Raw genomic sequence first — 25569 nt, forward strand, 5'->3', positions numbered from 1 at the left:
CGGACCCACCGGTCCGCACCGATTCCGTTGCCCCGCCACGCCGCCGCAGGACCACCGCGCCACCGATTCGGTGCCCCTTCACGCGTGACCCCTGCCGCATATCACCCGTTGACCCGTTATGAGCCGGGACCCGCCCGGCGCACCTGATCAAGTCCGAGGAGCCACCCGTGCCGCGCATGCTCGACGTCAGCGAGGACGTACGCGCCGAGATCGGCGACGAAGAAGCCGACCGGCTGCTCGCCGGCCACAACGCACCGGGCAGCTACGACTGCACCTCCTGTCGTACCCCGGGCGACTCCGACCAGGAACGCACCAGCACGGTGCTGTTCGTCGGCGAGGAGACCGCCGTTCTCGCCTTCGCCCACGCAACCTGCATCCCCTCGCAGGTCGTCCAGGTCGCCGAGGACCAGCTCCAGGGCGCCGTCCGGTCCATCACCGGTGAGGAGCCGCGGATCGAGGGCGCGGCGCCCGAGCAGGCCGTGCTGGGCGTCACCAGCGGCCTGATCCTGATCAACGGGGCGCTGCACCCCGCGCTCGTCGTCGAACCGACCGCGCCCATCGCCCGGCCCGGCACCTCGGGGTTCGGCGGAGACGAGTTCCTCCCGCTCCTCGTCGAGCAGGGCTTCCGGCCGGTCTCCGACGTGAACCAGGTTCCGGCGCAGCTGCCCGGATGGTCGGTGCTGGTGGCCATGGGCCGGCTGCACGCCGTGCTCCAGCCCGGTACGGGCGGCGGCGGCCAGGTCGCCTGGTGGCAGGCCCATCAGCCGCTCCAGGTCACCGAGGGCTGGCGTACGGCGGCCAACAAGACGCACACCGTGCTCGTCTTCGCCGCGCCGGTCGGCTCCATCGGTCAGCAGCCGCGCGAGGACCTGCTGCGCGACGCCCTGGAGAAGGCTGCCGCGAACGGCCGTCTGGTGGCCGCGGCGATGCCGCTGGCGGGCACCTGACCGTTCCCCTGTCGGCCTCGGGACGGCATACCGCCCGGTCCGGGCCCTGCCGTGCCGGGAGCCGCGCCGGCACGCGGACGTACGCCTGGAGCGCCCCACCGCCCCTGGCGCGCGCCCGTGTGCCCGCGCGGAACCGCAAGGGCTTTCGTCCCCTGGAAGAATGCAGCTCGTCCCAGCCCGCATCCGCAGCACTTCCCCGTCGTTGCAGGTACGTGCACTCATACGACCCCTCCCGCCAGCCGTACCAGAGCCACATTCCCGCGATGCGCCCGGCGCGTGACGGGTCGGCAGGCCATTCGGCCACGCCGATCTACGACGCGCTGTACTCCGAGTACCTGAGGGCGTTCAAGACGCTGCCGGGTGACCGCAGCGGCGAGGAGGACCTCGGATTCCGGCCTTTCGGGGCGACGGGACTGCACAGCAGCCGGGGCGGCCACGGGGGCTACGGCAGCCACACCGGTCATCCGACCACGGGCGTGCACCAGGGCAATTGGCAGCCCTACCACCAGGTCGGCCGACACAGCGCTCCGCAGCCCGCCGCACTGCCGCCGGGACCGCGCCGGGGAGTGTGACCCCGCTCGCGACATGGAGAAGGGTGCCGACGCTCGAAGCGTCGGCACCCTTCCTCATGTCGGCGTCACTTCTTGCGGCCGCGCTTCTCCCGCACCCGCACCGAGATGTGGATCGGCGTGCCCTCGAAGCCGAACTCCTCGCGCAGCCGGCGCTCGACGAAGCGCCGGTAGCCGTGCTCCAGGAAGCCGGAGGCGAAGAGGACGAAGCGGGGCGGCTTGGTGCCCGCCTGCGTACCGAACAGGATGCGGGGCTGCTTGCCGCCGCGGATCGGGTGCGGGTGGGCGGCGACGAGCTCGCCGAGGAAGGCGTTCAGCCGGCCGGTGGGGACACGGGTCTCCCAGCCGGCGAGCGCGGTCTCGATCGCCGGGACCAGCTTCTCCATGTGGCGGCCGGTGACGGCGGAGACGTTGACCCGTGGCGCCCAGGCGACCTGGCCGAGCTCGGTCTCGATCTCCCGCTCCAGGTAGTAGCGGCGCTCCTCGTCGAGGGTGTCCCACTTGTTGTACGCGATGACCATCGCCCGGCCCGCCTCGACGGCCATGGTGATGATGCGCTGGTCCTGGACGCTGATCGACTCGCTCGCGTCGATCAGGACGACGGCGACCTCCGCCTTCTCGACTGCGGCGGCGGTGCGCAGGGAGGCGTAGTAGTCCGCGCCCTCCTGGAGGTGGACGCGGCGGCGGATACCGGCCGTGTCGACGAACTTCCAGGTGACGCCGCCGAGTTCGATCAACTCGTCGACCGGGTCGCGGGTGGTGCCCGCCATTTCGTTGACGACCACGCGCTCCTCGCGCGCGACCTTGTTCAGCAGCGAGGACTTGCCCACGTTCGGGCGGCCGATGAGGGCGATGCGGCGGGGGCCGCCGACCGCGTTGCCGAAGGTCTGCGCCGGGGCGTCCGGCAGGGCTTCCAGGACGGCGTCGAGCATGTCACCCGTACCGCGGCCGTGCAGCGCGGAGACGGGGTGCGGCTCGCCGAGACCGAGCGACCACAGGGCGGTGGCGTCGGCCTCGGCGCTCGGTCCGTCGACCTTGTTGGCGCAGAGCACGACGGGCTTGCCCGCCCGGCGCAGCAGCTTGACGACGGCCTCGTCGGTGTCGGTCGCGCCGACCGTGGCGTCGACGACGAAGACGACCGCGTCGGCGGCCTCGATGGCGTATTCGGCCTGGGCGGCGACGGACGCGTCGATGCCCAGGACGTCCTGCTCCCAGCCGCCGGTGTCGACGACCTTGAAGCGCCGGCCCGCCCACTCGGCCTCGTAGGTGACGCGGTCGCGGGTGACGCCGGGCTTGTCCTCGACGACCGCTTCGCGGCGGCCGATGATGCGGTTCACCAGGGTCGACTTGCCGACATTGGGGCGGCCGACGACGGCGAGGACGGGCAGCGGACCGTGGCCCGCCTCCTCGATCGCGCCTTCGACGTCCTCGACGTCGAAGCCCTCTTCCGCGGCGAGCTCCATGAACTCCGCGTACTCGGCGTCGCCGAGCGCTCCGTGGTCGTGCTGGTCGTTCATGAAGTCCGTTCCTCGTTCGTCACTGGGCCGCGTGCTGTGTGGCCCATTACTCAAGTCTGGCTCAGCGCCCGGTCAGGCGCTTTGCGTTTTCCAGGTGGGCGGTCAGCCGCTCCTGGATGCGTACGGTGGCGTCGTCCAGCGCCTTGCGCGTACGCCGTCCGCTGCTGTCCCCCGCCTGGAAGGGATCGCCGAAGACGACGTCGACCCTGCTGCGCAGCGGCGGCAGTGCCCTTACCAACCGTCCGCGGCGCTCCGTGCTTCCCAGGACGGCGACAGGCACGATGGGCGCGCCGCTGCGCACGGCGAAGTACGCGAGCCCGGCGCGCAGCGAGGCGAAATCACCCTCGCCCCTGGTGCCCTCGGGGAAGATGCCGAGGACGCCGCCGTTCTCAAGGACTCCGAGGGCGCCCGCGATGGCGGTCCGGTCGGCGGTCGTACGGTCCACCTTGAGCTGCCCGATCCCGGTCAGGAACGGATCCAGCGGACCGACGAACGCCTCCTTCTTGATCAGGAAGTGCACGGGCCTCGGGGCGGTGCCCATGAGCATCGGCCCGTCGATGTTGTGCGAGTGGTTCACCGCGAGGATGACCGGGCCGGCGGCGGGGACCCGCCAGGCGCCCAGGACGCGCGGCTTCCACAGCCCGTACATCAGGCCGATGCCGATGCCCCGCCCGACGGCCGCGCCCTTCTGCGAGGGGACGGTCACTTGGCGGCCCGCTTCTCCTCAACGAGGGTCACGACGCATTCGATGACCTGCTGGAGGGTGAGGTCGGTGGTGTCGACCTCGACCGCGTCGTCCGCCTTGGCGAGCGGCGAGGTCTTGCGGCTGGAGTCGGCGGCGTCGCGCTTGATCAGCGCCTCGCGGGTGGCCGCGACGTCGGAGCCCTTGATCTCCCCGCTGCGGCGGGAGGCCCGCGCCTCGGGCGAGGCGGTCAGGAAGATCTTCAGGTCCGCCTCGGGGAGGACGGTGGTGCCGATGTCGCGTCCTTCGACGACGATGCCCTTCTCGGCGCTCGTGGCGATGGACCGCTGCAGCTCGGTGATCCGGGTGCGCACCTCGGGCACGGCGCTCACGGCGCTGACCTTGGCGGTGACCTCCTGCGTACGGATGGGGCCGGAGGCGTCGAGACCGTCGACGGTGATGGCGGGTGCGGCCGGGTCGGTGCCGGACTCGATGACGGGCTTGCCGGCGGCGCTCGCGATGGCGGCGGGGTCGGCGACGTCGATGCCGTTGTTGATCATCCACCAGGTGATGGCGCGGTACTGGGCGCCGGTGTCGAGATAGCTGAGCCCCAGGGTGGAGGCGACGGCCTTGGAGGTGCTCGACTTGCCCGTGCCGGAGGGGCCATCGATGGCGACGATCACGGATTCCACGGTGTCGGACACCTTTCAGCTCGCGGGAGAGGGCGGCGGGACTGCCTGGGGGCCCTGCCACAAGGTTACCGAGTGCCGAGCGGCCTCTTTACCCACCCGTGGAGGCGGAGGGCGGGGGCGCGGGACATCGGCGGGCCGGACCGAGGGGAGCCCGTGCGCCGAGCAGGGCATCGGGGGGCGGACCGACCGGAGTCCGTGCGCCGAGCCCCGTCCGGACCGCAGGCACCGGGGCCCCGCACACCGGTGCAGGGGCCCATACCGGCGGCGAGGGCGGCTACTGGCGCAGCGCCCAGCCACGCTCGCGCAGGGACGCGCTGAGGATCTGGGCCGCCGCCGGTTCCACCATGAGCTGGACCACGCCCGCCTGCTGCCCCGTCGCGTGTTCGATGCGGACGTCCTCGATGTTGACGCCCACCCGGCCGGCGTCCGCGAAGATGCGGGCGAGTTCGCCGGGCTGGTCGCTGATCAGGACCGCGACGACCTCGTACGCGGCCGGCGCCGCGCCGTGCTTGCCGGGGACGCGGGCGCGGCCGGCATTGCCGCGGCGCAGTACGTCCTCGATGCCCTGCACACCGGTCCGGCGTTTGGACTCGTCCGAGGCCTGCAGCGCCCGCAGCGACTGGACCGTCTCCTCCAGGTCCGCGGCGACACCGGCCAGCACGTCGGCCACCGGGCCGGGGTTCGCCGACAGGATGTCCACCCACATCCGCGGGTCGGACGCCGCGATCCGGGTCACGTCACGGATGCCCTGGCCGCACAGCCGCACCGCGGTGTCGTCGGCCTCCTCCAGGCGGGCCGCGACCATCGAGGAGATGAGCTGCGGGGTGTGCGAGACGAGGGCGACGGCGCGGTCGTGGGCGTCGGCGTCCATCACCACGGGGACGGCCCGGCACAGCGCTACCAGTTCGAGCGCGAGGTTGAGCACCTCGGTGTGGGTGTCGCGGGTGGGCGTCAGCACCCACGGCCGGCCCTCGAAGAGATCGGCGGTGGCCGCCAGCGGTCCGGAGCGCTCCTTGCCGGACATCGGGTGTGAGCCGATGTACGACGACAGGTCCACGCCCAGCGCCTCCAACTCGCGGCGGGGTCCGCCCTTGACGCTGGCGACGTCGAGGTAGCCGCGGGCGAGGTCCGCGTGCATCGCCTCCGCGAGCGCCGTGGCGACGTGCGCGGGAGGCACCGCCACGACGGCGAGGTCCACACGCCCCTCGGGCGACTCGTCCGTGCCCGCGCCGAGCGCCGCGGCCGTACGGGCCTGCGCCGCGTCGTGGTCGACGAGATGCACGTGCACACCGCGCCCCGCGAGGGCGAGCGCGGCGGACGTACCGATCAGTCCTGTTCCGATGACGAGCGCGGTTCTCACTGGGCCATGTCCTTGCGGTGTCCTTGCCTGGGTGACGCGGATCGGGCTGCGACTTCTTCGTTCAGCCTAGTCAGCCCACGCGTGCCGGGCGGCGACGCCCGGTCCGCGAGACGGCTCGGCGGCGGCCTGCGCTACAACTGGCGCATGCTCTTTCATGTCGTGCCGGTGAACGAGTGGACCGCCGACATCGCCGGCCCGTACGCCCCGGCCTCCCTCACGTCCGAGGGCTTCGTACACTGCTCCGCCGACGAGTCCGCCGCGCTCGCCGTCGCGGACGGCCCGTACCGCGACGTGGCGGACCTGCTGGTGCTGGTCATCGACGAGTCGTCTCTCACCGCCGAGGTCCGCTGGGAGGGCTCCCGGGACATGCTCTTCCCGCATGTGTACGGCCCGGTCGAGCGGGCGGCCGTGACCGGGGTGCTCGCCGTACGGCGGGACGAGGACGGCCACGCCCGGGAGCTGACGCCCTGGGTCTGACCGCGCCGTGCCCTCGGGTGGACCGGGGGACGGACATGCCCGCGAGGTTGCTTCACCGGAGGTGCCGGGAGCGCAAGGATGCTGGTGCCCCGGTGGTCGGGGCGAGGAACGTCCCGAACCGAGGGAGAGTGGCATGGACACGCGCCGAAGGTCGGTCCTGGCGGCGGGAGCGGTGGGAGCGGCGGGAGCCGTCGCGCTGGTGACGGGCTGCGGGGACGGGGGCGACGCATCCACAACCCAGACCGCCACGGAAGGGGCCACGACACCGACGGACAGTGCGTCGGCTTCGGCGCCGTCCGGCGAGGAACTGGCCAGGACCGCGGACATCCCGGTCGGCGGCGGAACCGTCTTCAAGGAGCAGGAGGTCGTGGTGACCCAGCCGACGGCGGGGCAGTTCAAGGCCTTCTCCGCGATCTGCACGCATCAGCGGTGCACGGTCGGCTCGGTCAGCGACGGTCTCATCAACTGCCCCTGCCACGGCAGCAAGTTCCGCATCGAGGACGCCTCGGTCGCGGCGGGCCCGGCGACGCGGCCGCTGCCGGTGAAGCAGATCACCGTCGAGGGGGACTCCATCCTGCTCATGTGACCGCCGGCGTGGTGTCGTAGCCTCGCGCGCATGACTCCAGAGGCTCTCGTCCGCGATCACACGATCTACTCCTGTGTCATGGGGTCGCGGGCGTTCGGACTGGCGACGGAGTCCAGCGACACGGACCGCCGCGGGGTCTTCCTGGCCCCGACCGCGCTGTACTGGCGGTTCGCCAAGCCGCCGACGCACGTGGAGGGTCCGGCGGAGGAGCAGTTCTCGTGGGAGCTGGAAAGGTTCCTCGAACTGGCCCTGCGCGCCAACCCGAACATCCTGGAATGCCTGCACTCCCCGCTCGTCGAGCACGCCGACGACACGGGCCGCGAACTGCGCTCCCTGCGCGGAGCGTTCCTGTCCCGCCGGGCGCACGAGACGTTCGTGCGGTACGCGGACGGGCAGCGCAGGAAGCTGGAGGCGGACGTACGGCAGTACGGCACGCCCCGCTGGAAGCACGCCATGCACCTCCTCCGCCTGCTCACCAGCTGCCGCGACCTGCTGCGCACCGGCGAGCTGGTGATCGACGTCGGCGCCGACCGCGACCGGCTCCTGGAGGTCAGGCGTGGCGAGGTGCCGTGGGAGCGGGTCGAGTCGTGGATGACCCGCCTGACCGAGGAGGCCGACGCGGCGGCCCCCACCACCCCGCTCCCCCCGGAACCGGACCGCGCCCGGGTGGAGGACTTCCTGGTGCGGGTGCGGAAGGCATCGGCGGGGTGAGGCGGCGCGTCAGTACGTCTCCTCGGCCCGTTGGGCGGCCAAGGCGCCCGTGAGCGGAGTGCCCTCGGTGCCGCGGCGCACCCGCCGAAGGACCTCCATGGTGATGTCGGGGTCGTTCTCCATGCGCGTCCTGGTCACGAGCCGGCTCAGGGCTGCGAACGCGGACGGCTCGTCCGGGAGCTCCGTCCTGTCCTGCGATGCGTCCAGCGCCGCGTGGAGCGCCTCGACGTCCGTCCGGACCCGTGCCTCGTCGAGGCCGACGGGCGAGCCGTGCTCGGCCTCGGACTTCGCGGCGATCAGCTCCTGCACGTACCCCGGCGCGCGCACGTGGCCGAGCAGTGTGGGCAGATGGGCCTCGACCTCGCCGCTGCGCATCACGTGAATGCCGGTCAGCAGTGCGCGGAACGTGTACAGCAGCGGCTTGAGTTCGCCGGTCTTCTCGAACAGCCGCCATTGCGTCCGCGCGAAGCCGCGGTAGTGATGCGCGTGGTGACGTGTCAGTACGCCGGGTGCCAGCGACACGAGTTCCGCGTGCGCCTCGGTCGTGGCGACGACGAGCGGCGACAGCAGCTGCTCCAGCACATAGCCGTTGCGCCGCAGCATCAGCCGGACGAACTTGCGCAGGTCGTGCGTGACCAGGTCCATCTCGAAGCCGTCGCGCTCCCACATGCGCGTGGTCGTCTCGTCCGGCTCGTGCAGTCCGACGAGATCGGCGATGGGCAGCAGATGCGCACCTCGCAGATCCACGTCCGAGTCCCGGGACGGGAATCCGTACAGGTGCGCCCCGGAGACCGTGGCGAAGACGAGGTGGCCGGGCTGCGGCGGTACGGCCGTGGCGAGGTCGGTCAGGTCGAGCTGTTCGGTCATGGATCAAGCGTCCCAGAGCGCCCCGAGAGCCAGCAGCTCCTCCCCGTACTCGATCCGCTCCGCCCACTCGTCCGGCCACGCGTCCGCTCCCAGGTGCGCGCCCGCGAAGGCGCCCGTCAGGCAGGCGAGCGAGTCCGAGTCGCCCCTGGTGCAGGCGGCGCGGCGCAGGGCCGTCAGGGGATCTCCGGGGAACATCAGGAAGCACAGCAGCGATGTCGCCAGCGCCTCTTCCGCGATCCAGCCGTCGCCGGTCGCCAGGCACGGGTCCAGCTCCGGCTCGGGTGAGCGCAGGGCGGCCGCCAGCCGTTCGAGTATCTGCAGGCACTCGTCCCAGCCGCGGGCGATGAAGGCCTCGGGCGTCGGGTCGTGGCTGTACGTCCACAGGTTGCCGAGCCAGCGCTCGTGGTAGCGGCCGCGGTTCTCGTACGCGTACGAACGCAGCCGGCCGACCAGGCCGGTCGGCTCCGCTCCCTGGGCCAGCAAATGGACCGCGTGCGCCGTGAGGTCGCTCGCCGCGAGCGCCGTCGGGTGCCCGTGGGTGAGCGCGGACTGCAGCTGGGCGGTGCCCGCCCGCTGGTCCGCGCTCAGGCCGGGTGCGAGTCCGACCGGGGCGACGCGCATATTGGCGCCGCAGCCCTTGGAGTCGATCTGGCTCGCCTCCTGCCACGGGCGGTCGCCGTCGAGCTTCCGGCAGGCGACCAGGCAGGTGCGACCGGGAGCCCGATTGTTGTCCGGCGAGTGGTACCAGTCGACGAACTCCGCGCGCAGCGGGCGCAGCAGCTGGGAACCGACGAGCTGCCCGCGCTCCATGGCAGTGCGCAGGGCCCGGCCGAGTGCGAGCGTCATCTGGGTGTCGTCGGTGACGAAGGCGGGCTCGGGCAGTTTCATCTCCCGCCACGGTCCGCACTTGGACAGGATCGAGGGCACGTCGTTGAACTCGGTGGGGAAGCCCAGGGCGTCCCCGAGCGCCAGGCCGACGAGTGAACCCGTGGCGGCCTGCTTCGCGGTGGTCATGGCTGCCGTCCTTCCGGTCGCATGAGTGGTGGGTGCAGCGCCGACGCGCTGCCCGCCCGGTAGAGGGCGGCCGGCTTGCCCCGGCCGCCGGTGCGGCGCGGTCCGCCCTCGACTGCCTCGACGAAGCCGGGGGTGGCGAGGACCTTGCGCCGGAAGTTGGGCCGGTCGAGCTCGACGCCCCAGACCGTCTCGTACACCTGCTGCAGTTCGCCGAGCGTGAACCGCGGGGGGCAGAAGGCCGTGGCCAGGCAGGTGTACTCGAGCTTGGCGCCGATCCGGTCGTGGGCGTCGGCGAGGATGCGGTCGTGGTCGAAGGCGAGCGGTGTGGCCCGGCCGACGGGTGTCCAGCGGGCGCGGGCGGCGTCGCCGCCGCCGCGTGGTTCGGGCAGGCCCGGTACGAGTGCGGTGAACGCGACGGAGACGACGCGCATCCGCGGGTCGCGGTCCGGTTCGCTGTAGGTGCGCAGCTGTTCCAGGTGCAGTCCGGCCGCCGTGTGCCGGGACAGGCCGGTCTCCTCGGCCAGTTCGCGGCGGGCGGCCGACTCGGCGGACTCGTCGGGCAGGAGGAATCCCCCGGGCAGCGCCCAGGCGCCGCGGTAGGGCTCCTGCCCCCGTTCGACGAGCAGGACGTGCAACTCGCCCTCGCGGACGGTGAAGACGGCGAGGTCGACGGTGACGGCGAAGGGCGGGAACGCGCCCGGGTCGTAGACCTGCATCAGCGCAGCTCCGGCAGAGGGTCGGCGAGCTTCCAGCCCTCGCCGATCAGCGTGTCCACGGCGGCGACGGCCCGTGCGAGCCGTTGCTCGTGCGGGCCGGTGAGCTCGACCGTACGGCGGCCGGTGCTGGCCAGTTCCTCGCGGAAGCGGCCGGTCATCCACGGGCGCAGGTGCTCCCCGTCGCGCAGGCCGTCGTCCTCGAAGGCGACGCCCTCGTGGTCGGTGAGCAGCCACAGGTGCTGGGTGCGGGGCTCCGGGGCGACGGGGTAGGGCTCGCCCAGGTACCGCTCGTGCCAGATCGTCGTCGCGAAGGCGTCGGTGTCGCAGAAGAGGACCGGGGAGCCGGAGCGCGCGGCCTCCTCCTCCAGCTCCGCCTGGCGGCGGGCGATCAGCGGGAACTCCTCGGAGGCGAACACGACGTCCGGCCAGTCGGCGCCGGGCCGTACGGCACGCAGGGCGGCGAGTTTGCGCTCACTGAACTCCCGGCCGTACTCGGGTACGTCCCGGGTCCGCGCCCACACGCCGCCGCGCGCCCGGTAGTGCTCGGCGAGCGCCTCGGCCATGGTCATGGTGCCGGTCGACTCCGCGCCGACGACGACCACGCGGCGGGCGAGCGCGGCGCGCACGGGTGCCTCGAGGAAGTCCCAGCAGCCGACCGGGTCCTTGCGTACGGCCGTGCCGGAGACGGGGTGGCGGAGGCGGTCGGGGTCGACGCACACGGACGCGGCGCCGAAGCGGCGGCCGAGTTCGTCGCCGTACGCCTCCGAGGTGAAGACGGCGTCCACGGGCTCGGGGACGGCGGTGCGGAAGACGGCCATGTGGGCGTCCCAGACGGCGGGGTCGGTGACGTCCACCGGGATGTCGTCCACGGCCCCGACGACGCGCACGTCCGGGTGCGCCTCGCGCATCCAGGCGACGCGGTCAGCGAGCGGGACGCTCTCCACGGAGGCGGCGCACACGAGCACGGTGAGCCGGTCGCAGCGGCCGGCCGCGGTGCGGACGAGATGGTGGTGACCGGCGTGCGGCGGATAGAACTTGCCGAGCACGAGTCCGTGCCGGAAACGGCTCATGCGGCGGCCTCCGCGGCCCGCTGTTGCCCCATGACCGCGTCACGCGACCAGTTGCGCAGGCCGATGACGCAGAGCGTCATGAAGCCGACGTACAGCAGGGAGGTCAGGTACAGCTCCTTGTAGGCGTACAGCGGGATGTAGACGACGTCGGCCGCGATCCACAGCCACCACGACTCCAGGCGCTTGCGGCACTGGCCGTAGGTCGCCATCAGGGACAGGGCGGTGGTCAGCGCGTCCCAGAAGGGGACGGTCGAGTCGGTGGCGCGGTCGAGCAGGAGTGTCAGCGCGAGGGTCCCCACCACCCCCGCCGCGAGCAGCCACATCCACTCGGTGCGGGTGGTGCGTCGCACGGGCAGCGTGCCGGAACCTGGTCCACCCCCGTGGGTCCAGGTCCACCAGCCGTACACGGCGAGGGTGATGAAGACGACCTGCAGGCCGGCGTCGGCGTACAGGCCCGCCTGGGAGAACAGCAGGATGAACAGGACGTTGTTGGCGATGCCGATCGGCCAGTTCGCGATGTGCTGCCGGGCGACGAGCCAGACGCAGAGCGCGCCACTGCCGAAGCCAAGGACCTCCAAGGAGTCAGCCCAGCTCACCGGCGTGCCGAGCACGGTGAACAGCGGTTGCTGCAACGGTTCGACGAAGTCCGCGAGACTCACGCCCGCCCCCTTTATAGTCAACTTGACTATAAACGGCTCCGGGTGCGCGCCACAAGACGGCAAGAGCCCGCGACCGAGAACGGTCGCGGGCTCTTGCGGCGGTTTGGGCTGTTACAGACCGACTTCCTTCATCAGCATGCCGACCTCGGTGTTGGTCAGGCGGCGCAGCCAGCCCGACTTCTGGTCGCCGAGGGCGATCGGGCCGAAGGCGGTCCGCACGAGCTTCTCCACCGGGAAGCCCGCCTCGGCCAGCATGCGGCGCACGATGTGCTTGCGGCCCTCGTGGAGGACCACCTCGACCAGGTAGTTCTTGCCGGTCTGCTCGACGACCCGGAAGTGGTCCGCCCGGGCGTAGCCGTCCTCGAGCTGGATGCCCTCCTTGAGGCGCTTGCCGACCTCCCGCGGCAACGGGCCCTGGATGGCGGCGAGATATGTCTTCTTCACGCCGTACTTGGGGTGGGTGAGACGGTGGGCCAGCTCGCCGTGGTTGGTGAGCAGGATGATGCCCTCGGTCTCGGTGTCCAGGCGGCCGACGTGGAAGAGCCTGGTCTCGCGGTTGGTCACGTAGTCGCCGAGGCACTGGCGGCCGTCCGGGTCCTCCATGGTGGAGACGACTCCGGCGGGCTTGTTCAGTGCGAAGAAGAGGTACGACTGGGTCGCGACGGTCAGACCGTCGACCTTGATCTCGTCCTTCTCCGGGTCGACGCGCGTGCCCTGCTCGATGACGATCTTGCCGTTGACCTCGACCCGGCCGGCGTCGATCAGCTCCTCGCAGGCGCGCCGCGAGCCCATACCGGCGCGGGCGAGCACCTTCTGCAGCCGCTCGCCCTCCTGGTCCCCGAACGTCTTGGGGGTCTTGATCTGCGGCTTGTTCGCGTACCGCTCGCGGTTGCGCTCCTCGATCCGGGCGTCCAGTTCACGCGGACGCGCCGAGGCCGTACGGCCGCCGCCCCGCTGCGGGGACTGGCGGGGACCGCCCTTGGCACCACCGCGGGCCGCGGCGCCACGGCCGCGCTTGGGGCCCTCGGAGGTGCCGCCCACGTCGTAGGTGCGCTCCTCGGGACGGGGGCGGCGCGGATTGCTCGCGCCCTTGCCACGGTCGTCGCGGCTGTTACCGGCACCCCGGTAGTTGCCGCGGCCGCCGCTGCTGCCGCGGCCGCCGCTGTTGCCACCACGGCTCCCGCCGTTGTTTCCGCTGCTGTTCCTGCCGCTGCTGCTTCGCATCAAATTTCCGTCTTGTCGTCTGCGTCTTCGGAATCCGGTGCATCCGGATCGAACGACGGAACGCCTTCCTGCGTCTCGGCCTCGATCGCGTCCGCCTCGGGAAGGAAGGGCGCGAGCTCCGGAAGCTCGTCCAGGCCGCGCAGGCCCATTCGCTCCAGGAAGTAGTTCGTCGTCCTGTACAGGATCGCACCTGTTTCGGGTTCCGTGCCCGCCTCCTCGACCAGACCGCGCTGAAGGAGGGTGCGCATGACGCCGTCGCAGTTCACTCCGCGCACCGCCGAGACACGTGAACGGCTGACCGGCTGGCGGTAGGCGACCACCGCGAGGGTCTCCAGGGCGGCCTGGGTGAGCCGGGCGTGCTGGCCGTCCAGGACGAAGCGCTCGACGGCCGCGGCGTGCTCGGGGCGGCTGTAGAAGCGCCAGCCGCCCGCGACGAGCCGCAGCTCGAATCCGCGGCCCTGCACGGTGTACTCGTCCGCCAGCTCCCGCAGTGCGTCCGCCACGGCCCTGCGGGGCTGCTCCAGCACCTTGGCGAGGTGCTCCTCGGTGGCGGGCTCGTCGACGACCATGAGGACGGCCTCCAGCGCGGGCTTGAGCTCGCTCACTCCTTCTCCTCCACAACGTGGTCGAACTCGTCCGTGACGGTCACCGTCGCGGTCCCGTCCCCGGCTGCCCAGGTGACGGTGAGCTCCCCGAGCGCCTCCTCCTGGTCCAGGACGAGGGCCTTCTCGCGGTACAGCTCCAGCAGGGCGAGGAAGCGCGCGACGACGGTGAGGGTGTCGTCGACGCCCTCGGTCAGCTCGCGGAAGGTGGCCGTGCCGCGCTCCCTCAGGAGGGCGACGACCACCTCTGCCTGCTCGCGGACGCTGACGAGGGGCGCATGGATGTGATCGACGTACACCTGCGGCTTGGGCCTGGGCTGCATGGCCTTGACGGCCAGCTTCGCGAAGCCTTCGGCGCCGATGCTGATGACGACGTCGGGCAGCAGCTCGGCGTGGTGCTGTTCGAGCCCGACGGTCCGCGGGAAGCGCCGGGCCTCGTCGTCGAGCCTCCGGTCGAAGATCTCGGCGATCTGCTTGTACGCGCGGTACTGGAGCAGCCGGGCGAAGAGCAGGTCGCGCGCCTCGAGCAGCGCGAGGTCGGCCTCGTCCTCCACCTCGGCGGCGGGCAGCAGCCGGGCGGCCTTGAGATCGAGCAGCGTCGCGGCGACGACGAGGAACTCGGTGGTCTGATCGAGATCCCAGTCGGCGCCCATGGCCCGGATGTGCGCCATGAACTCGTCGGTGACCTTGGAGAGGGCGACCTCGGTGACGTCGAGCTTGTGCTTGGCGATGAGCTGGAGGAGGAGGTCGAAGGGCCCCTCGAAGTTCGCCAGCCGCACGGTGAAGCGGGCGTCACCGCCGGGGGTGTCGCCTTCCGGGCCCTGCGTGCCCGCCCCAGGCCCGGCCCCCTGAGCGGCTGCTCCTGGGGCCACGGTCTCGCCCGCGCCGCGCAACACGTCCCCGGGACCCGGTGCCTCACCTGCGGGGCCGGCGGCCTGCCCGACGGGCTCGTCCCTGTCGCCCGGGGCGCCCTCGGGGGCGTCCGCCGTCTCGGGCGAACGGCCCAAGCCACTTCCAGCCTCCGAGAACCCGCCCCGGTCGGGCAGCGCGTGTTCCTCAGTTGTCCGGCCATCGGGCGCCGGCTCCGCAGCCCCGCCGCCGCCACTCGGCGCGTCCTCGGGGCCACGTCCCCGGTCCGTGTCAGGGAGCGCGCGTACCTCAGGGACCGGGGACCACTCCCCGGTGCCGACGAGGGAAGGCGCGGACGCCGGGCCCCGCCCCGTGCCCTCGCGCACCACGCACCCCTCAGAGCTACGGGTCCCTCCCGCGTCGCGGAGGCCCTGGGGGACCGGGCCGTCATCCGTCACGGGGCCGGAGCCACCGACAGCCTCCGGCCGCCCGCCACCGTCGCGCGGTGCCCGCACCTCGGGGTCCGGGGACTCGTCCCCGGTTTCGGGAAAGGGCGGGGGAGGGGAAATCTCGGCCTCGGGAGTGGGACGCGGCGCGCCCCCCGCGCCCGGCCCCCGGCCCAGCGCGCGGCGGTGGGGCGGGCGGGACGTTTCGTCGGTCGGGGGCATCGTGGTCCAGGGAACGGCGCAGGTGTGCAGGCCCGCAGGCTACCGCGTCAGCGGCCGCGCAGGCGCCGCACCAGGATGCTCGCGTCGCCCCGCTGTTCCAGGTCCGCGAGCACCACCGCCACCGCCTCGCGGACGATGCGCCCGCGGTCGACGGCGAGGCCGTGCTCGCCGCGCAGCACCAGCCGCGCGTGCTCCAGGTCCATCAGTTCCTCGGCGGAGACGTAGACCGTGATCTTCTCGTCGTGCCGTTCACGGCCGCTGGGCCGGCGGTTGGCACCGCGCCCGCGTCTGCGCGTGGCGCCCGCGGCCTGCGCCTCGCCCGCCGGTGCCCGGCGGGCCTTCGCGTCCGGCGCCGCATCCGCTGTCTCCGTGCTCCGGCTGCGTTCCTCACGCGGGGCCTCCGTCTCGGCAGGCGTCGAGTGCTCCTGCGAACGGGACGACGGTGTGCCGTCCGCCGCCGGGTCGCTCTCCCCCGCCGGCGCCGGCACCCGCGGCTCACCGTTCGTCTGCCTGCGCGGGGTCGACGCCTGCAGCGCCGTGCCCCCGGTCGTACGGAACAGCTCGTCGGCCCCGGGCAGACTCACTCGGCGTGACACCGGGCGAGCACCTCCCTGGCGAGCTGGCGGTAGGCGGCGGCGCCGACGGAATTGGACGCGTACGTGGTGATGGGCTCACCGGCGACCGTCGTCTCCGGGAAGCGCACGGTCCGGCCGATCACCGTGTGGTAGACGTGGTCGTCGAAGGCCTCGACGACACGCGCCAGCACCTCGCGGCTGTGCACGGTCCGGGAGTCGTACATCGTGGCGAGGATGCCGTCGAGCTCCAGCTCGGGGTTGAGCCGCTCCTGGACCTTCTCGATGGTCTCCGTCAGCAGCGCGACACCGCGCAGCGCGAAGAACTCGCACTCGAGGGGCACGATCACCTTGTGAGCCGCGGTCAGCGCGTTGACGGTGAGCAGGCCCAGCGAGGGCTGACAGTCGATCACGATGTAGTCGTAGTCGGACATCAGCGGCTTCAGCGCACGCTGCAACGTCGACTCGCGCGCGACCTCGCTCACCAACTGCACTTCCGCCGCCGAGAGATCGATGTTGCTCGGCAGCAGGTCCATGTTGGGCACGGCGGTCTTGAGCAGTACCTCGTCCGCGGACATGCCGCGCTCCATGAGGAGGTTGTAGACCGTCAGGTCCAGCTCCATGGGGTTGACTCCGAGGCCCACGGACAGTGCGCCCTGGGGGTCGAAGTCGACGAGCAGCACACGCCGTCCGTACTCCGCGAGTGCGGCGCCCAGGTTGATGGTCGACGTGGTCTTGCCGACGCCGCCCTTCTGGTTGCACATCGCGATGATCTTCGCGGGGCCGTGGTCGGTCAGCGGACCCGGGATCGGGAAGTACGGCAGGGGGCGCCCGGTGGGGCCGATCCGCTCGCGGCGCTGGCGGGCGGCGTCGGGCGCGAGGGTGGCCGCATACTCGGGATCGGGCTCGTACTCGGCGTCGGGGTCGTAGAAGTGCCCTTCGGGGACTTCCTCGTAGGCGGCGAAGTGGGTGGACTCTCGGCCACTCTCGTTGCCGGCCATGGCGTTCACGTGTTGGCCGTCCATCATCTTCATCGTGTGGGGTGTCGTCCTGTGCGTCGTGCGCTGGTGCGTCGCGAAGGGGCGTACAGCGACGGAGCCGACAGCCTCGAAACCGGTCGACGGGTGCCTGCCCGCCGCTTGGGGTCCCCCCACGCCCCCTGGGCTCAGGGGGCCCGTGCCTGGTTGACCACCCCCAGGAGTAAATGTCGACTCATTCACAAGTCGTCTTACCTCCTTGGACGTGACCAGGAAACTTATCGATAGGTCAGCGTGGCACCATGCCGACGGTTGGCGACTCTATGGCGTGTCACCGGTCCGCAGCAACACAATCCGCCGGACCCGGCCCGATGTGTCGGCAATCGAGCACCCGTCTGTCAAGGGCGCAGAGCCTCTTTCGCTTGCTCCCGGGCGCAGGTTTGAGGTATGGGCGAAACGGTTAAAGAGTTACGTTCGAGGCGAGTTGAGCGAGCCTCGCAAACCGGGGCGGACAAACGTCCGGCCGGACCTTGCGGGGCAAGGTCCGGCCGGGCGCATGGACGTTGACGACGTCGGTTGACTCGTCAGCCGAGCAGCGCGCTCAGTTCGATGCTCTCGAGGCCGTGCGCTTCCGCGACCTCCTTGTAAACCACCTTGCCGTCATGGGTGTTGAGACCCTTGGCCAGCGCGGCGTCACGACGGAGCGCCTCGACCCAGCCGTTGTTGGCCAGCGACACGATGTACGGAAGCGTGGCGTTGGTCAGCGCGTAGGTGGAGGTGTGGGGCACCGCGCCGGGCATGTTGGCGACGCAGTAGAAGACCGAGTTGTGGATGGTGAACGTCGGCTCGGCGTGCGTGGTCGGCCGCGAGTCCTCGAAGCAGCCACCCTGGTCGATTGCAATGTCGACAAGGACACTTCCGGGCTTCATCTTGGCGACGAGCTCGTTGGTGACCAGCTTGGGGGCCTTGGCACCCGGGATGAGAACGGCGCCGATGACGAGGTCGGCCTCGACGACCGCCTTCTCCAGCTCGAAGGAGTTGGAGACGATCGTCTGCACCTTGGTACCGAAGATCTTGTCGGCCTCGCGCAGCTTGTTGATGTCCCTGTCGAGCAGGGTCACGTGGAAGCCCATGCCGACGGCGATCTGCGTGGCGCTCCAGCCGGAGACGCCGCCGCCGATCACGACGGCCTTGCCGGCCTGGGTGCCGGGGACGCCGCCGGGGAGCACGCCGCGACCGCCGGCCGAGCGCATCAGGTGATAGGCGCCGACCTGCGGAGCCAGGCGGCCCGCGACCTCGGACATCGGGGCGAGGAGCGGCAGCGCGCGGGTCGCGGTCTCCACCGTCTCGTAGGCGATGGCGGTGGTGCCGGACTCCAGAAGGGCGTCCGTGCACTCGCGGGAGGCGGCGAGGTGCAGGTAGGTGAAGAGGGTCTGGTCCTTGCGGAGGCGGTGGTACTCCTCGGCAATGGGCTCCTTGACCTTCAGCAGCAGGTCGGCGGTGGCCCAGACCTCGTCGGCGGTGGCCAGGATCTGCGCACCGGCGGCGACGTACTCGTCGTCCGTGATCGAGGAGCCGGCACCGGCGTTCTGCTCGACGAACACCTGGTGGCCGTTGCGCACCAGCTCGTGCACGCCGGCGGGGGTGATGGCCACCCGGAACTCGTTGTTCTTGACCTCGCGGGGGATACCGACCTTCACGTCGATCACGGTCCTTGGCTCAGGGAATGTTTCGGTCAATGCCATAGATACCCAGGCACACAGGGCGCACCGGGACACACCACGAGATGACGTGGTGGAGCCAGTCTAATGAAGGATTTCTCGCTGTCTAGCCTTACAAAGCATCAATCCCCTTCGGAGGGACTACGGATTTCGTAGGTGGAGGCCTCCGTTCCGAGCAGTCTTTCCGCGGCGAGCCGGTGCAGCCGGGCCGCCGCCGGATCGCCGAGGCGGTCGAGGGTGTCGGCCAGCCTGAGCTCCAACGCGGCCTGCAGGCGTACGTCCCCGGCCCGCCGCGCCCAGTCCACGGCCTCGCGGCAGGTGTGCAGCGACTCCTCCGGCCGCCCTGCGTACTCCTGCACACGGGCCACCTCGCTGAGCGCCCGCGCCTGGCCTGAAACGTCGCCGAGCCTGCGATATCCGGCGGCCGCCGCGCGCCAGCTGCGCAGCGCCTCGCCGTAGCGGCCCGCGTAGGTGTGCGCCGTCCCGAGGCGGCCGTACAGCCGGGCCTCGTCGGCCCGCTCGTCGCGCGCCTGGCGCTGCGCGAGCGCGCGCCCGTACCAGTCGGCGGCCCGCTGCCAGTCCCCCAGCTCCTGGTGGGCGCCGCCGACGGATTCCATCGCGCGACCGGTCGCATAGGCGTCGTTCGCCGTCCGGCCGGCGTCCAGTGCGGCCCGGTAGCGGGCGAGGGCGTCGTGCGTGCGGCCGCTCCTGGCGTCCAGGTCGCCGAGGTTCAGCAGCGCCGCCGCCCGTTCCCGGTGCAGGCCTCGGCGCTCGGCGACATCCAGCACCAGCTGGTGGAGCCCGTACAGATCAGGCGCTGCCGCCTCCGTGCCCTGGTGGGCGGCGAGGGCTCTGACCAGCGCCGCGACCAGCCGGCGCGCGAGGGTATCCAGGTCGCCGTCGTCGACCGCGAGCCGCGCGGAGGCCAGCAGCACGGGCCGGTTCGACCGCAGCCACTCGTCCGCGGCGGCCACGGAGGGGAAACGCAGCGCGCGGGGAAGGCCCGCGAGTTTCTTGCGGGCCGGGGACCCCTCGGGCTCGGTGATCGCGCGGCACGCCTGCAGGCGGCGCACGGTCCGCTCCAGCATCCTGGCCCTGGCGAGCTGCACCTCGGCCGGCCGCTCGCTCGTCTCCACCAGCGCGCGCAGCAGGGGCGCGAGGCAGCCGGGCACCTCGAACCCGTCCCCGGCGGGGCGCAGCAGTCCGAGCCGGGCGAAGCCCTCCAGCGTGGTCCGGGCGGCGGACACCGAGCAGCCGGCGAGGGCCGACGCGGTGTGGGCGTCGGCGAGGCCTGCCGGGGCCAGGGCGAGCAGTCGCAGTATCCGGGCGACGGGCTGCGACAGGGATTCGTACACCAGCCGGAACGCCCGGGCCAGCGGCCGTACACCGCGCGGCTGGTCACCGTCGTCCGGCAGGGCGCGCAGTCGCTTGGCGGCATCGGCGACCGAGGATCCGGGTCTGGCCGCGAGCCAGCCGCCGACGAGGGTCAGCGCGGCGGGCTGGCCGCCGCACTCCTCCGCGACGGTCTCGGCGGCCTGCGGGTCGACGGTGATGCGTACCTCGCCGGTGAAGGCGGTGAGCAGCTCGATCGCGGACTTGGCGTCCATGCCGCCGAGGGTGCAGGGGCGCACGCCGGTGATGCCGGTGAGCGGGCCGTCGGAAACGGCGACCACCAGGCAGTCGGGGTTGTCGGGCAGCAGCAGGTCGACGTGCTCGGCGTCGTGAGCATCGTCGATGAGGAGCAGCACCCGGCGTACGGCGAGGGCCCCGCGGACCATCTCGGTCAGTTCGTCGTCACCGGCGCCGGGGGGTGAGGCGATGCCGAGGTCGCCGAGGAGACGCCGGACGGCTTCGTCGAGCGGTACCGGACGCCCGCCGGGCTCGGCCAGCCGGACCCGCAGGATGCCGTCCGGGTAGCGGTCCGCAAGCTGCCCGGCCAGTTCTTCGGCGAGGGCAGTGCGCCCGGAACCGGGCCGTCCGGCGATGAGGAGGACGCGGGCGCGGGCGGCCTTGCGGCCGGAGAGGGTGTCGAGTCCGGCGCGTTCGATATCGGCGTGCAGTGACTTGAGTTCGCGCTGCCGGCCGTGGAAGCGGTCACCGGAGCCGGGGCGGACGGCATCCGACCGGTCGGGGCCGCCCAAGTCCAGCGCCTGATCCGTCACGGGCCACGCTCCAGTCCGTCCGCGCACGAGCCGAGCCCGCCGGGGTCTCCGCACGGGCGGTTCGAGCGTAGTTCACGCTCTGCGACGATCGGCCCGGAGCGGCCCGGCGCGACACCGCGATCGCTCGATCGGATCAACGGATCGTCATACAGCCGATGATGAGTGAACGTCAGCCGGCACGCGCACCGCGCCGCTCGCACGTGCGCGGGTCCGCGGACTCGCTCTCGTGCCTGCCGGCCGGGCCCGGCGCCGTATCTGCGTCACGCCTCGAACGGACGGGCGGGCCACGGTGCCTCCGGCCCGCGCAGTGCGTCGAAACCCTCGCCCGCGCGTGCCGCCACCGTCGACAGGACGCCGACGACCAGGCAGGTGTTGTGCAGCTCCCCGGCGAGAACCCCGCGGACCAGGTCCTGAAGGGGCACCCGGGCCAGCTCCATGTCGGCCTCTTCCTCGGCGACCTCGAAGCGCTCGCCGTCCGCCTCCGACAGGTCACGCGCGAGGAAGATCCGTACGGCCTCGTCGCAGCCGCCGGGGGTGGTGTAGATGTCGGTCAGCACCCGCCAGTCCTCGGCCTTGACGTGCGCCTCCTCGTACAGCTCCCGCTGTGCCGCGTGCAGTGGGTTCTCGCCGGGGACGTCCAGCAGCCCGGCCGGGATCTCCCACAGCTTGTGGCGTACGGGGTGGCGGTACTGGCGCAGCACCAGCACCCGGTCCTCGTCGTCGAGGGCGAGGACGGCGACCGACCCCGGGTGCACCTGGTAGTCACGCTTGACGACCGACCCGTCGGGCATGACCACGTCGTCGGTGCGGACACTCGTCTTGTTGCCGCGGAACGGTGTCCCGGTCGCGGTGACCCGCCATTCCTCGGGCGTGTCCTTGATGGTCATCGAAGCGTCCTTCCACCACGCGCAAACGGAAACCGGGGCACGCAGCCGTCGTGGCCCGTACCCCGGTCAACGGTATCGCCTGCGGGTTACCTGCCCTGTTCGCCCGCCTGCTGCCGCTCCACGGCCGCCTTCACCAGACCGGCGAACAACGGGTGCGGACGGGTCGGGCGCGAGCGCAGCTCCGGGTGCGCCTGGGTGGCGACCAGGTAGGGGTGCACCTCGCGCGGGTACTCGACGTACTCGACGAGCTTGTTGTCGGGAGAGGTGCCCGAGAAGAGGATGCCCGCCTTCTTCTCCAGCTCCGCACGGTAGGCGTTGTTCACCTCGTAGCGGTGGCGGTGGCGCTCCTCGACGTACGGCTGGTCCGCGTAGACCTCGCGCACGATCGAGCCCTCCGCGAGCTTCGCCGGGTACAGGCCGAGCCGCATGGTGCCGCCCAGGTCGCCCGCGCCCTCCACGTACGCCAGCTGCTCCTCCATGGTGGAGATCACCGGATGTGCGGTCGCGGCGTCGAACTCGGTCGAGTTGGCGTCCGGGATCTCGGCCAGGTTGCGGGCGGCCTCGATCACGATGCACTGCAGGCCCAGGCACAGGCCGAGCAGCGGGACCTTGTTCTCCCGCGCCCAGCGGATGGCGCCGACCTTGCCGTCCACGCCGCGCTCCCCGAAGCCGCCGGGGATCACGATCGCGTCCACGTCGCCGAGCTGCTTCTGCGCGCCCGCCTGCGTCTTGCAGTCGTCGGAAGTGACCCACTTGACCTTGACGCGCGCCTTGTTCGCGAAGCCGCCGGCGCGCATCGCCTCGGTCACGGACAGGTATGCGTCGGGCAGGTCGATGTACTTGCCGACCAGCGCGACGGTGACCTCGTGGTCGGGGTTGTGGACGCGGTCCAGCAGGTCGTCCCACGTCGTCCAGTCGACGTCGCGGAACGGCAGGTCGAGCTTGCGCACCACATACGCGTCCAGGCCCTCGGTGTGCAGCACCTTCGGGATGTCGTAGATCGACTTGGCGTCGATGGCGGCGACGACCGCGGCCTCGTCGACGTCGCACATCAGCGAGATCTTGCGCTTGATCGCGGTCGGCACGTCGCGGTCGGCGCGCAGCACGATCGCGTCGGGCTGGATGCCGATGTTGCGCAGCGCGGCGACCGAGTGCTGCGTCGGCTTGGTCTTCAGCTCACCGGACGGGCCGATGTAGGGCAGGAGCGAGATGTGCACGACGAAGACGTTGTCCCGGCCGACCTCGTGGCGGACCTGGCGGACGGTCTCCAGGAACGGCAGCGACTCGATGTCTCCGACGGTGCCGCCGACCTCGGTGATCACCACGTCGACGTCGTCGGTGGCCATGCGGCGGATGCGGGACTTGATCTCGTTGGTGATGTGCGGGATGACCTGGACGGTGTCGCCGAGGTACTCGCCGCGCCGCTCCTTGGCGATGACCTGCGAGTAGACCTGGCCGGTGGTGACGTTGGCCGAGCCGTCGAGGTCGACGTCGAGGAAGCGCTCGTAGTGGCCGATGTCCAGATCGGTCTCGGCGCCGTCGTTGGTGACGAACACCTCACCGTGCTGGAACGGGTTCATGGTGCCCGGGTCGACGTTCAGGTACGGGTCGAGCTTCTGCATGGTGACCCGCAGGCCCCGCGCCTTGAGCAGCGCGCCCAAGCTGGAGGCCGTGAGGCCCTTGCCGAGGGAGGAGGCGACACCCCCGGTGACGAAGATGTGCTTGGTCGTCATGGTTTTGGGCGGCATCGCCAAGAGGGGGCTCCCGTGGTCGCGTGGTGGGTGCGTACCGGCGTCCCACCCGGATTCGGGGGTGCCGTCGCTGCGGTTTCGGGGCCTTCTCGTATCCGGGACGGCCACCGGTCCACGGGGTACCAGGGTATCAGCGCCGGGGCACGGCCGCTTCCGGCCGCACGCGGCGACGCGCCCGGTCCCGGCAGGGGCCGTTCACCACACCTCACCTGCCGCTCGCTCGTTCGGCGCAGTCGCGTTGTCCGGACACCTGCGCGCATCACTTGCGTGCGTCGTATCCTGCTCGGACACTCGCTGCCGAGCCGGGCCGGTCGACCCGTACCACCGAGCCCCGTCACCCGGAAAAATCCGGCGCCCCCCACACCATGCGGGTCGCGACGGTGCCACTGTGGTGTTTGGGGTACCGCGGCTCGTCAACGACCCTTGACCGCAGTAAGCGCCCCGCGGGGCGGACGTGGCCGTTCGACTGGAGATGCACGTGGCCGGGCGCATCGAGGATTACGCACTCATCGGAGACATGCAGACCGCAGCACTGGTCTGCCGGGACGGCACGGTCGACTGGCTGTGCCTGCCCCGCTTCGACTCGCATGCCAGCTTCGCCGGGCTCCTCGGCAACGAGGAGCACGGTTTCTGGCGGCTGGGACCGGCGTACAGCGTGAACGACGCACCGCCGAGTGCCGACCGGCGCCGGTACCGCGGCGACTCGCTGATCCTCGAATCGGAGTTCGACACGCCGCGCGGCACGGTCCGAGTGACCGATTTCATGCCGCCCCGTGACGGGGCGCCCCAGCTGATCCGGATCGTGGAGGGTGTCAGCGGCCGGGTGCCGATGCGCTCCGCGCTGCGCATGCGGTTCAGCTACGGGCGTGTGGTGCCGTGGGTGCACAAGATCGACAACCGTACGGTCGCCGTCGCCGGTCCCGACTCGGTGTGGCTGGACACCGAGGTCGACACGTACGGCAAGGACCTGACCACCTACTCGGACTTCACGGTCGCGCCAGGTGACCGGATCGCGTTCACGATCAGCTGGCAGCCCTCGCACAAGGAGCAGCCCGCACTCCCGGACCCGGAGGGCTCGCTGGAGGCGACCACCGACTTCTGGCGGGAATGGGTTGATCACTGCACGTACCACGGGCCGTACCGCGAGGCCGTCGTCCGCTCGCTGATCACGCTGAAGGCCCTGACGTACGCACCGACCGGCGGCATCGTCGCCGCGCCGACGACCTCACTTCCCGAGGACATCGGCGGCGTGCGGAACTGGGACTACCGCTACACCTGGCTGCGCGACGCGGCCATCACCCTGTCGTCGCTGCTGCGCACCGGATACCGCGAGGAGGCCCGCGCCTGGCGCGAGTGGCTGCTGCGCGCGGTCGCGGGCGACCCGGAGAACCTTCAGATCATGTACGGGATCGCCGGTGAACGGGAGCTGGGCGAGGCCGAATTGGACTGGCTGCCGGGCTACGAGGGCTCCAGCCCGGTCCGGGTCGGCAACGGTGCCGCGCACCAACTTCAGCTCGACGTCTACGGCGAGGTCACCGAGGCCCTGCACCTCGCGCACATGACGGGCCTGGCACGCAACGACTACGCCTCGCTGCTCCAGCTGAAGCTGATCCAGTACCTGGAGAAGCACTGGGACCAGCCCGACGAGGGCATCTGGGAGGTCCGCGGCCCGCGCCGGCACTTCGTGCACTCCAAGGTGATGGCCTGGGTCGCCGTCGACCGCACGATCAAGCTCATCGAGTCCGGCGACGCCGACGGTCCGCTGGACCGCTGGCGCGAACTGCGCGAGGAGATCCACCGGGACGTCTGCGAGAAGGGCTACGACAAGGAACGCAACACCTTCACCCAGTCCTACGGCTCACAGGAGCTGGACGCCTCGTTGCTGCTGATCCCGCAGATGGGCTTCCTGCCGCCGGACGACAAGCGCGTCATCGGCACGATCGAGGCGATCCAGCGCGAGCTGTCGACCTCGGACGGCTTCATCCTGCGCTACCCGACGGAGGGCGCGCACAAGGGCGTCGACGGCCTGCCCGGTGACGAGGGCGCGTTCCTGGCGTGCTCGTTCTGGATGGCCGACGACCTGGCGATGATCGGCCGGGTCGACGAGGCGCGCAAGCTGTTCGAGAAGCTGCTCGCCCTGCGCAACGACCTCGGGCTGCTCGCGGAGGAGTGGGACCCGCGGCTACAGCGGCAGGTGGGCAACTTCCCGCAGGCGTTCAGCCACGTTCCGCTGATCGACACCGCACTGCGGCTGACTGCATCGGGCGCGTACGGAGGCTGATCCGTGTT

General features: G+C 71.5%; 24 protein-coding genes. 6 read left to right on the forward strand and 18 right to left on the reverse strand.

The window, feature by feature from the left end; translation table 11 throughout:
• Nucleotides 1-167 precede the first annotated feature (167 nt).
• Together ACH5AF_RS34075 and ACH5AF_RS34080 are read left to right on the forward strand one after the other, a co-directional pair.
• Complete coding sequence (locus ACH5AF_RS34075; RefSeq protein WP_398907274.1) at nt 168-947, forward strand: hypothetical protein; 780 nt, start codon at nt 168-170, stop codon at nt 945-947.
• A gap of 263 nt (nt 948-1210) precedes the next feature.
• Nucleotides 1211-1519 carry a hypothetical protein gene (locus ACH5AF_RS34080; RefSeq protein ID WP_398907276.1) on the forward strand — a complete coding sequence of 103 codons (309 nt, stop codon included), beginning with the start codon at nt 1211-1213 and terminating at the stop codon, nt 1517-1519.
• Nucleotides 1520-1584: 65 nt separating this feature from the next.
• On the opposite strand, the gene der is transcribed toward ACH5AF_RS34080, so the two are convergent.
• The 4 genes from der to ACH5AF_RS34100 form a co-directional block, all read right to left on the reverse strand.
• The gene (gene der / locus ACH5AF_RS34085) at nt 1585-3033 is read right to left on the reverse strand and encodes a ribosome biogenesis GTPase Der (protein ID WP_398907277.1); all 1449 of its coding nucleotides are present in this window, start codon (nt 3031-3033) and stop codon (nt 1585-1587) included.
• 61 nt (nt 3034-3094) lie between these two features.
• Nucleotides 3095-3682, reverse strand: coding sequence for a lysophospholipid acyltransferase family protein (locus ACH5AF_RS34090; RefSeq protein WP_398907327.1), 588 nt, complete (start codon nt 3680-3682; stop codon nt 3095-3097).
• 53 nt (nt 3683-3735) lie between these two features.
• The gene (cmk, locus tag ACH5AF_RS34095) at nt 3736-4419 is read right to left on the reverse strand and encodes a (d)CMP kinase (RefSeq protein ID WP_398907279.1); all 684 of its coding nucleotides are present in this window, start codon (nt 4417-4419) and stop codon (nt 3736-3738) included.
• Between the two features lie 262 nt (nt 4420-4681).
• Nucleotides 4682-5767, reverse strand: a complete 1086-nt coding sequence (locus tag ACH5AF_RS34100) for a prephenate dehydrogenase (RefSeq protein WP_398907281.1) — start codon at nt 5765-5767, stop codon at nt 4682-4684.
• A 144-nt stretch (nt 5768-5911) separates the two neighbouring features.
• On the opposite strand from ACH5AF_RS34100, the gene ACH5AF_RS34105 reads away from it, so the two are divergent.
• The 3 genes from ACH5AF_RS34105 to ACH5AF_RS34115 all read left to right on the forward strand — a co-directional run bounded on the left by ACH5AF_RS34105 (nt 5912) and on the right by ACH5AF_RS34115 (nt 7541).
• Entirely contained in the window at nt 5912-6244 is a 333-nt protein-coding gene (locus ACH5AF_RS34105) for a DUF952 domain-containing protein (RefSeq protein ID WP_398907282.1), read from the forward strand.
• A gap of 133 nt (nt 6245-6377) precedes the next feature.
• Complete coding sequence (locus ACH5AF_RS34110) at nt 6378-6830, forward strand: Rieske (2Fe-2S) protein (protein WP_398907284.1); 453 nt, start codon at nt 6378-6380, stop codon at nt 6828-6830.
• Nucleotides 6831-6860: 30 nt separating this feature from the next.
• Complete coding sequence (locus ACH5AF_RS34115) at nt 6861-7541, forward strand: DNA polymerase beta superfamily protein (RefSeq protein WP_398907286.1); 681 nt, start codon at nt 6861-6863, stop codon at nt 7539-7541.
• A 9-nt stretch (nt 7542-7550) separates the two neighbouring features.
• Here the strand turns inward: ACH5AF_RS34115 and ACH5AF_RS34120 are convergent, their stop codons facing one another.
• The 14 genes from ACH5AF_RS34120 to ACH5AF_RS34185 all read right to left on the reverse strand — a co-directional run bounded on the left by ACH5AF_RS34120 (nt 7551) and on the right by ACH5AF_RS34185 (nt 23277).
• On the reverse strand, nt 7551-8408 hold the full coding sequence (locus tag ACH5AF_RS34120; RefSeq protein WP_398907288.1) for a DNA polymerase beta superfamily protein: 858 nt from the start codon (nt 8406-8408) through the stop codon (nt 7551-7553).
• A 3-nt stretch (nt 8409-8411) separates the two neighbouring features.
• Nucleotides 8412-9422 (reverse strand): ADP-ribosylglycohydrolase family protein, encoded by a 1011-nt coding sequence (locus ACH5AF_RS34125; RefSeq protein ID WP_398907290.1) that lies wholly within the window; start codon nt 9420-9422, stop codon nt 8412-8414.
• Entirely contained in the window at nt 9419-10138 is a 720-nt protein-coding gene (locus tag ACH5AF_RS34130) for an NUDIX hydrolase (protein WP_398907291.1), read from the reverse strand. The genes ACH5AF_RS34125 and ACH5AF_RS34130 overlap by 4 nt, the downstream gene beginning before the upstream one ends.
• Nucleotides 10138-11208, reverse strand: a complete 1071-nt coding sequence (locus ACH5AF_RS34135) for an AAA family ATPase (protein ID WP_398907293.1) — start codon at nt 11206-11208, stop codon at nt 10138-10140. Before ACH5AF_RS34135 ends, ACH5AF_RS34130 begins: the two co-directional genes overlap by 1 nt.
• Nucleotides 11205-11867: a nicotinamide riboside transporter PnuC gene (pnuC, locus tag ACH5AF_RS34140; protein ID WP_398907295.1), complete on the reverse strand. Its 663-nt coding sequence runs from the start codon at nt 11865-11867 to the stop codon at nt 11205-11207. The genes ACH5AF_RS34135 and pnuC overlap by 4 nt, the downstream gene beginning before the upstream one ends.
• Before the next feature lie 111 nt (nt 11868-11978).
• On the reverse strand, nt 11979-13091 hold the full coding sequence (locus tag ACH5AF_RS34145) for a pseudouridine synthase (protein ID WP_398907297.1): 1113 nt from the start codon (nt 13089-13091) through the stop codon (nt 11979-11981).
• Nucleotides 13091-13660 (reverse strand): SMC-Scp complex subunit ScpB, encoded by a 570-nt coding sequence (scpB, locus tag ACH5AF_RS34150; RefSeq protein ID WP_398907329.1) that lies wholly within the window; start codon nt 13658-13660, stop codon nt 13091-13093. Before scpB ends, ACH5AF_RS34145 begins: the two co-directional genes overlap by 1 nt.
• Nucleotides 13661-13692: 32 nt before the next feature.
• Nucleotides 13693-14931 (reverse strand): segregation/condensation protein A, encoded by a 1239-nt coding sequence (locus tag ACH5AF_RS34155; protein WP_398907299.1) that lies wholly within the window; start codon nt 14929-14931, stop codon nt 13693-13695.
• Nucleotides 14932-15257: 326 nt separating this feature from the next.
• Entirely contained in the window at nt 15258-15794 is a 537-nt protein-coding gene (locus tag ACH5AF_RS34160; RefSeq protein ID WP_398907331.1) for a hypothetical protein, read from the reverse strand.
• Entirely contained in the window at nt 15791-16816 is a 1026-nt protein-coding gene (locus tag ACH5AF_RS34165; RefSeq protein ID WP_398907300.1) for a ParA family protein, read from the reverse strand. Before ACH5AF_RS34165 ends, ACH5AF_RS34160 begins: the two co-directional genes overlap by 4 nt.
• A 527-nt stretch (nt 16817-17343) precedes the next feature.
• Nucleotides 17344-18459: an alanine dehydrogenase gene (gene ald / locus ACH5AF_RS34170; protein ID WP_398907302.1), complete on the reverse strand. Its 1116-nt coding sequence runs from the start codon at nt 18457-18459 to the stop codon at nt 17344-17346.
• A gap of 143 nt (nt 18460-18602) precedes the next feature.
• Complete coding sequence (locus ACH5AF_RS34175) at nt 18603-20642, reverse strand: AAA family ATPase (protein WP_398907304.1); 2040 nt, start codon at nt 20640-20642, stop codon at nt 18603-18605.
• Nucleotides 20643-20902: 260 nt separating this feature from the next.
• Complete coding sequence (locus tag ACH5AF_RS34180) at nt 20903-21529, reverse strand: NUDIX domain-containing protein (RefSeq protein WP_398907306.1); 627 nt, start codon at nt 21527-21529, stop codon at nt 20903-20905.
• Nucleotides 21530-21615: 86 nt separating this feature from the next.
• On the reverse strand, nt 21616-23277 hold the full coding sequence (locus ACH5AF_RS34185) for a CTP synthase (protein ID WP_215186843.1): 1662 nt from the start codon (nt 23275-23277) through the stop codon (nt 21616-21618).
• Nucleotides 23278-23758: 481 nt separating this feature from the next.
• Between ACH5AF_RS34185 and ACH5AF_RS34190 the strand changes: the two genes are divergently transcribed.
• Nucleotides 23759-25561, forward strand: coding sequence for a glycoside hydrolase family 15 protein (locus ACH5AF_RS34190; RefSeq protein ID WP_398907332.1), 1803 nt, complete (start codon nt 23759-23761; stop codon nt 25559-25561).
• Nucleotides 25562-25569 lie beyond the last annotated feature (8 nt).

Origin of the sequence: Streptomyces sp. NPDC018833 (assembly GCF_044390825.1) — a bacterium.
Taxonomy (GTDB): Bacteria; Actinomycetota; Actinomycetes; order Streptomycetales; family Streptomycetaceae; genus Streptomyces.

Coding starts and splice junctions, on each gene's coding strand:
- ACH5AF_RS34080 (WP_398907276.1), top strand. CDS start 1,211: ATGCGCCCGGCGCGTGACGGGTCGGCAGGCCATTCGGCCACGCCGATC.
- der (WP_398907277.1), bottom strand. CDS start 3,033: ATGAACGACCAGCACGACCACGGAGCGCTCGGCGACGCCGAGTACGCG.
- ACH5AF_RS34090 (WP_398907327.1), bottom strand. CDS start 3,682: ATGTACGGGCTGTGGAAGCCGCGCGTCCTGGGCGCCTGGCGGGTCCCC.
- ACH5AF_RS34105 (WP_398907282.1), top strand. CDS start 5,912: ATGCTCTTTCATGTCGTGCCGGTGAACGAGTGGACCGCCGACATCGCC.
- ACH5AF_RS34110 (WP_398907284.1), top strand. CDS start 6,378: ATGGACACGCGCCGAAGGTCGGTCCTGGCGGCGGGAGCGGTGGGAGCG.
- ACH5AF_RS34115 (WP_398907286.1), top strand. CDS start 6,861: ATGACTCCAGAGGCTCTCGTCCGCGATCACACGATCTACTCCTGTGTC.
- ACH5AF_RS34120 (WP_398907288.1), bottom strand. CDS start 8,408: ATGACCGAACAGCTCGACCTGACCGACCTCGCCACGGCCGTACCGCCG.
- ACH5AF_RS34125 (WP_398907290.1), bottom strand. CDS start 9,422: ATGACCACCGCGAAGCAGGCCGCCACGGGTTCACTCGTCGGCCTGGCG.
- ACH5AF_RS34130 (WP_398907291.1), bottom strand. CDS start 10,138: ATGCAGGTCTACGACCCGGGCGCGTTCCCGCCCTTCGCCGTCACCGTC.
- ACH5AF_RS34135 (WP_398907293.1), bottom strand. CDS start 11,208: ATGAGCCGTTTCCGGCACGGACTCGTGCTCGGCAAGTTCTATCCGCCG.
- ACH5AF_RS34145 (WP_398907297.1), bottom strand. CDS start 13,091: ATGCGAAGCAGCAGCGGCAGGAACAGCAGCGGAAACAACGGCGGGAGC.
- scpB (WP_398907329.1), bottom strand. CDS start 13,660: ATGGTCGTCGACGAGCCCGCCACCGAGGAGCACCTCGCCAAGGTGCTG.
- ACH5AF_RS34165 (WP_398907300.1), bottom strand. CDS start 16,816: ATGAAGATGATGGACGGCCAACACGTGAACGCCATGGCCGGCAACGAG.
- ACH5AF_RS34180 (WP_398907306.1), bottom strand. CDS start 21,529: ATGACCATCAAGGACACGCCCGAGGAATGGCGGGTCACCGCGACCGGG.
- ACH5AF_RS34185 (WP_215186843.1), bottom strand. CDS start 23,277: ATGCCGCCCAAAACCATGACGACCAAGCACATCTTCGTCACCGGGGGT.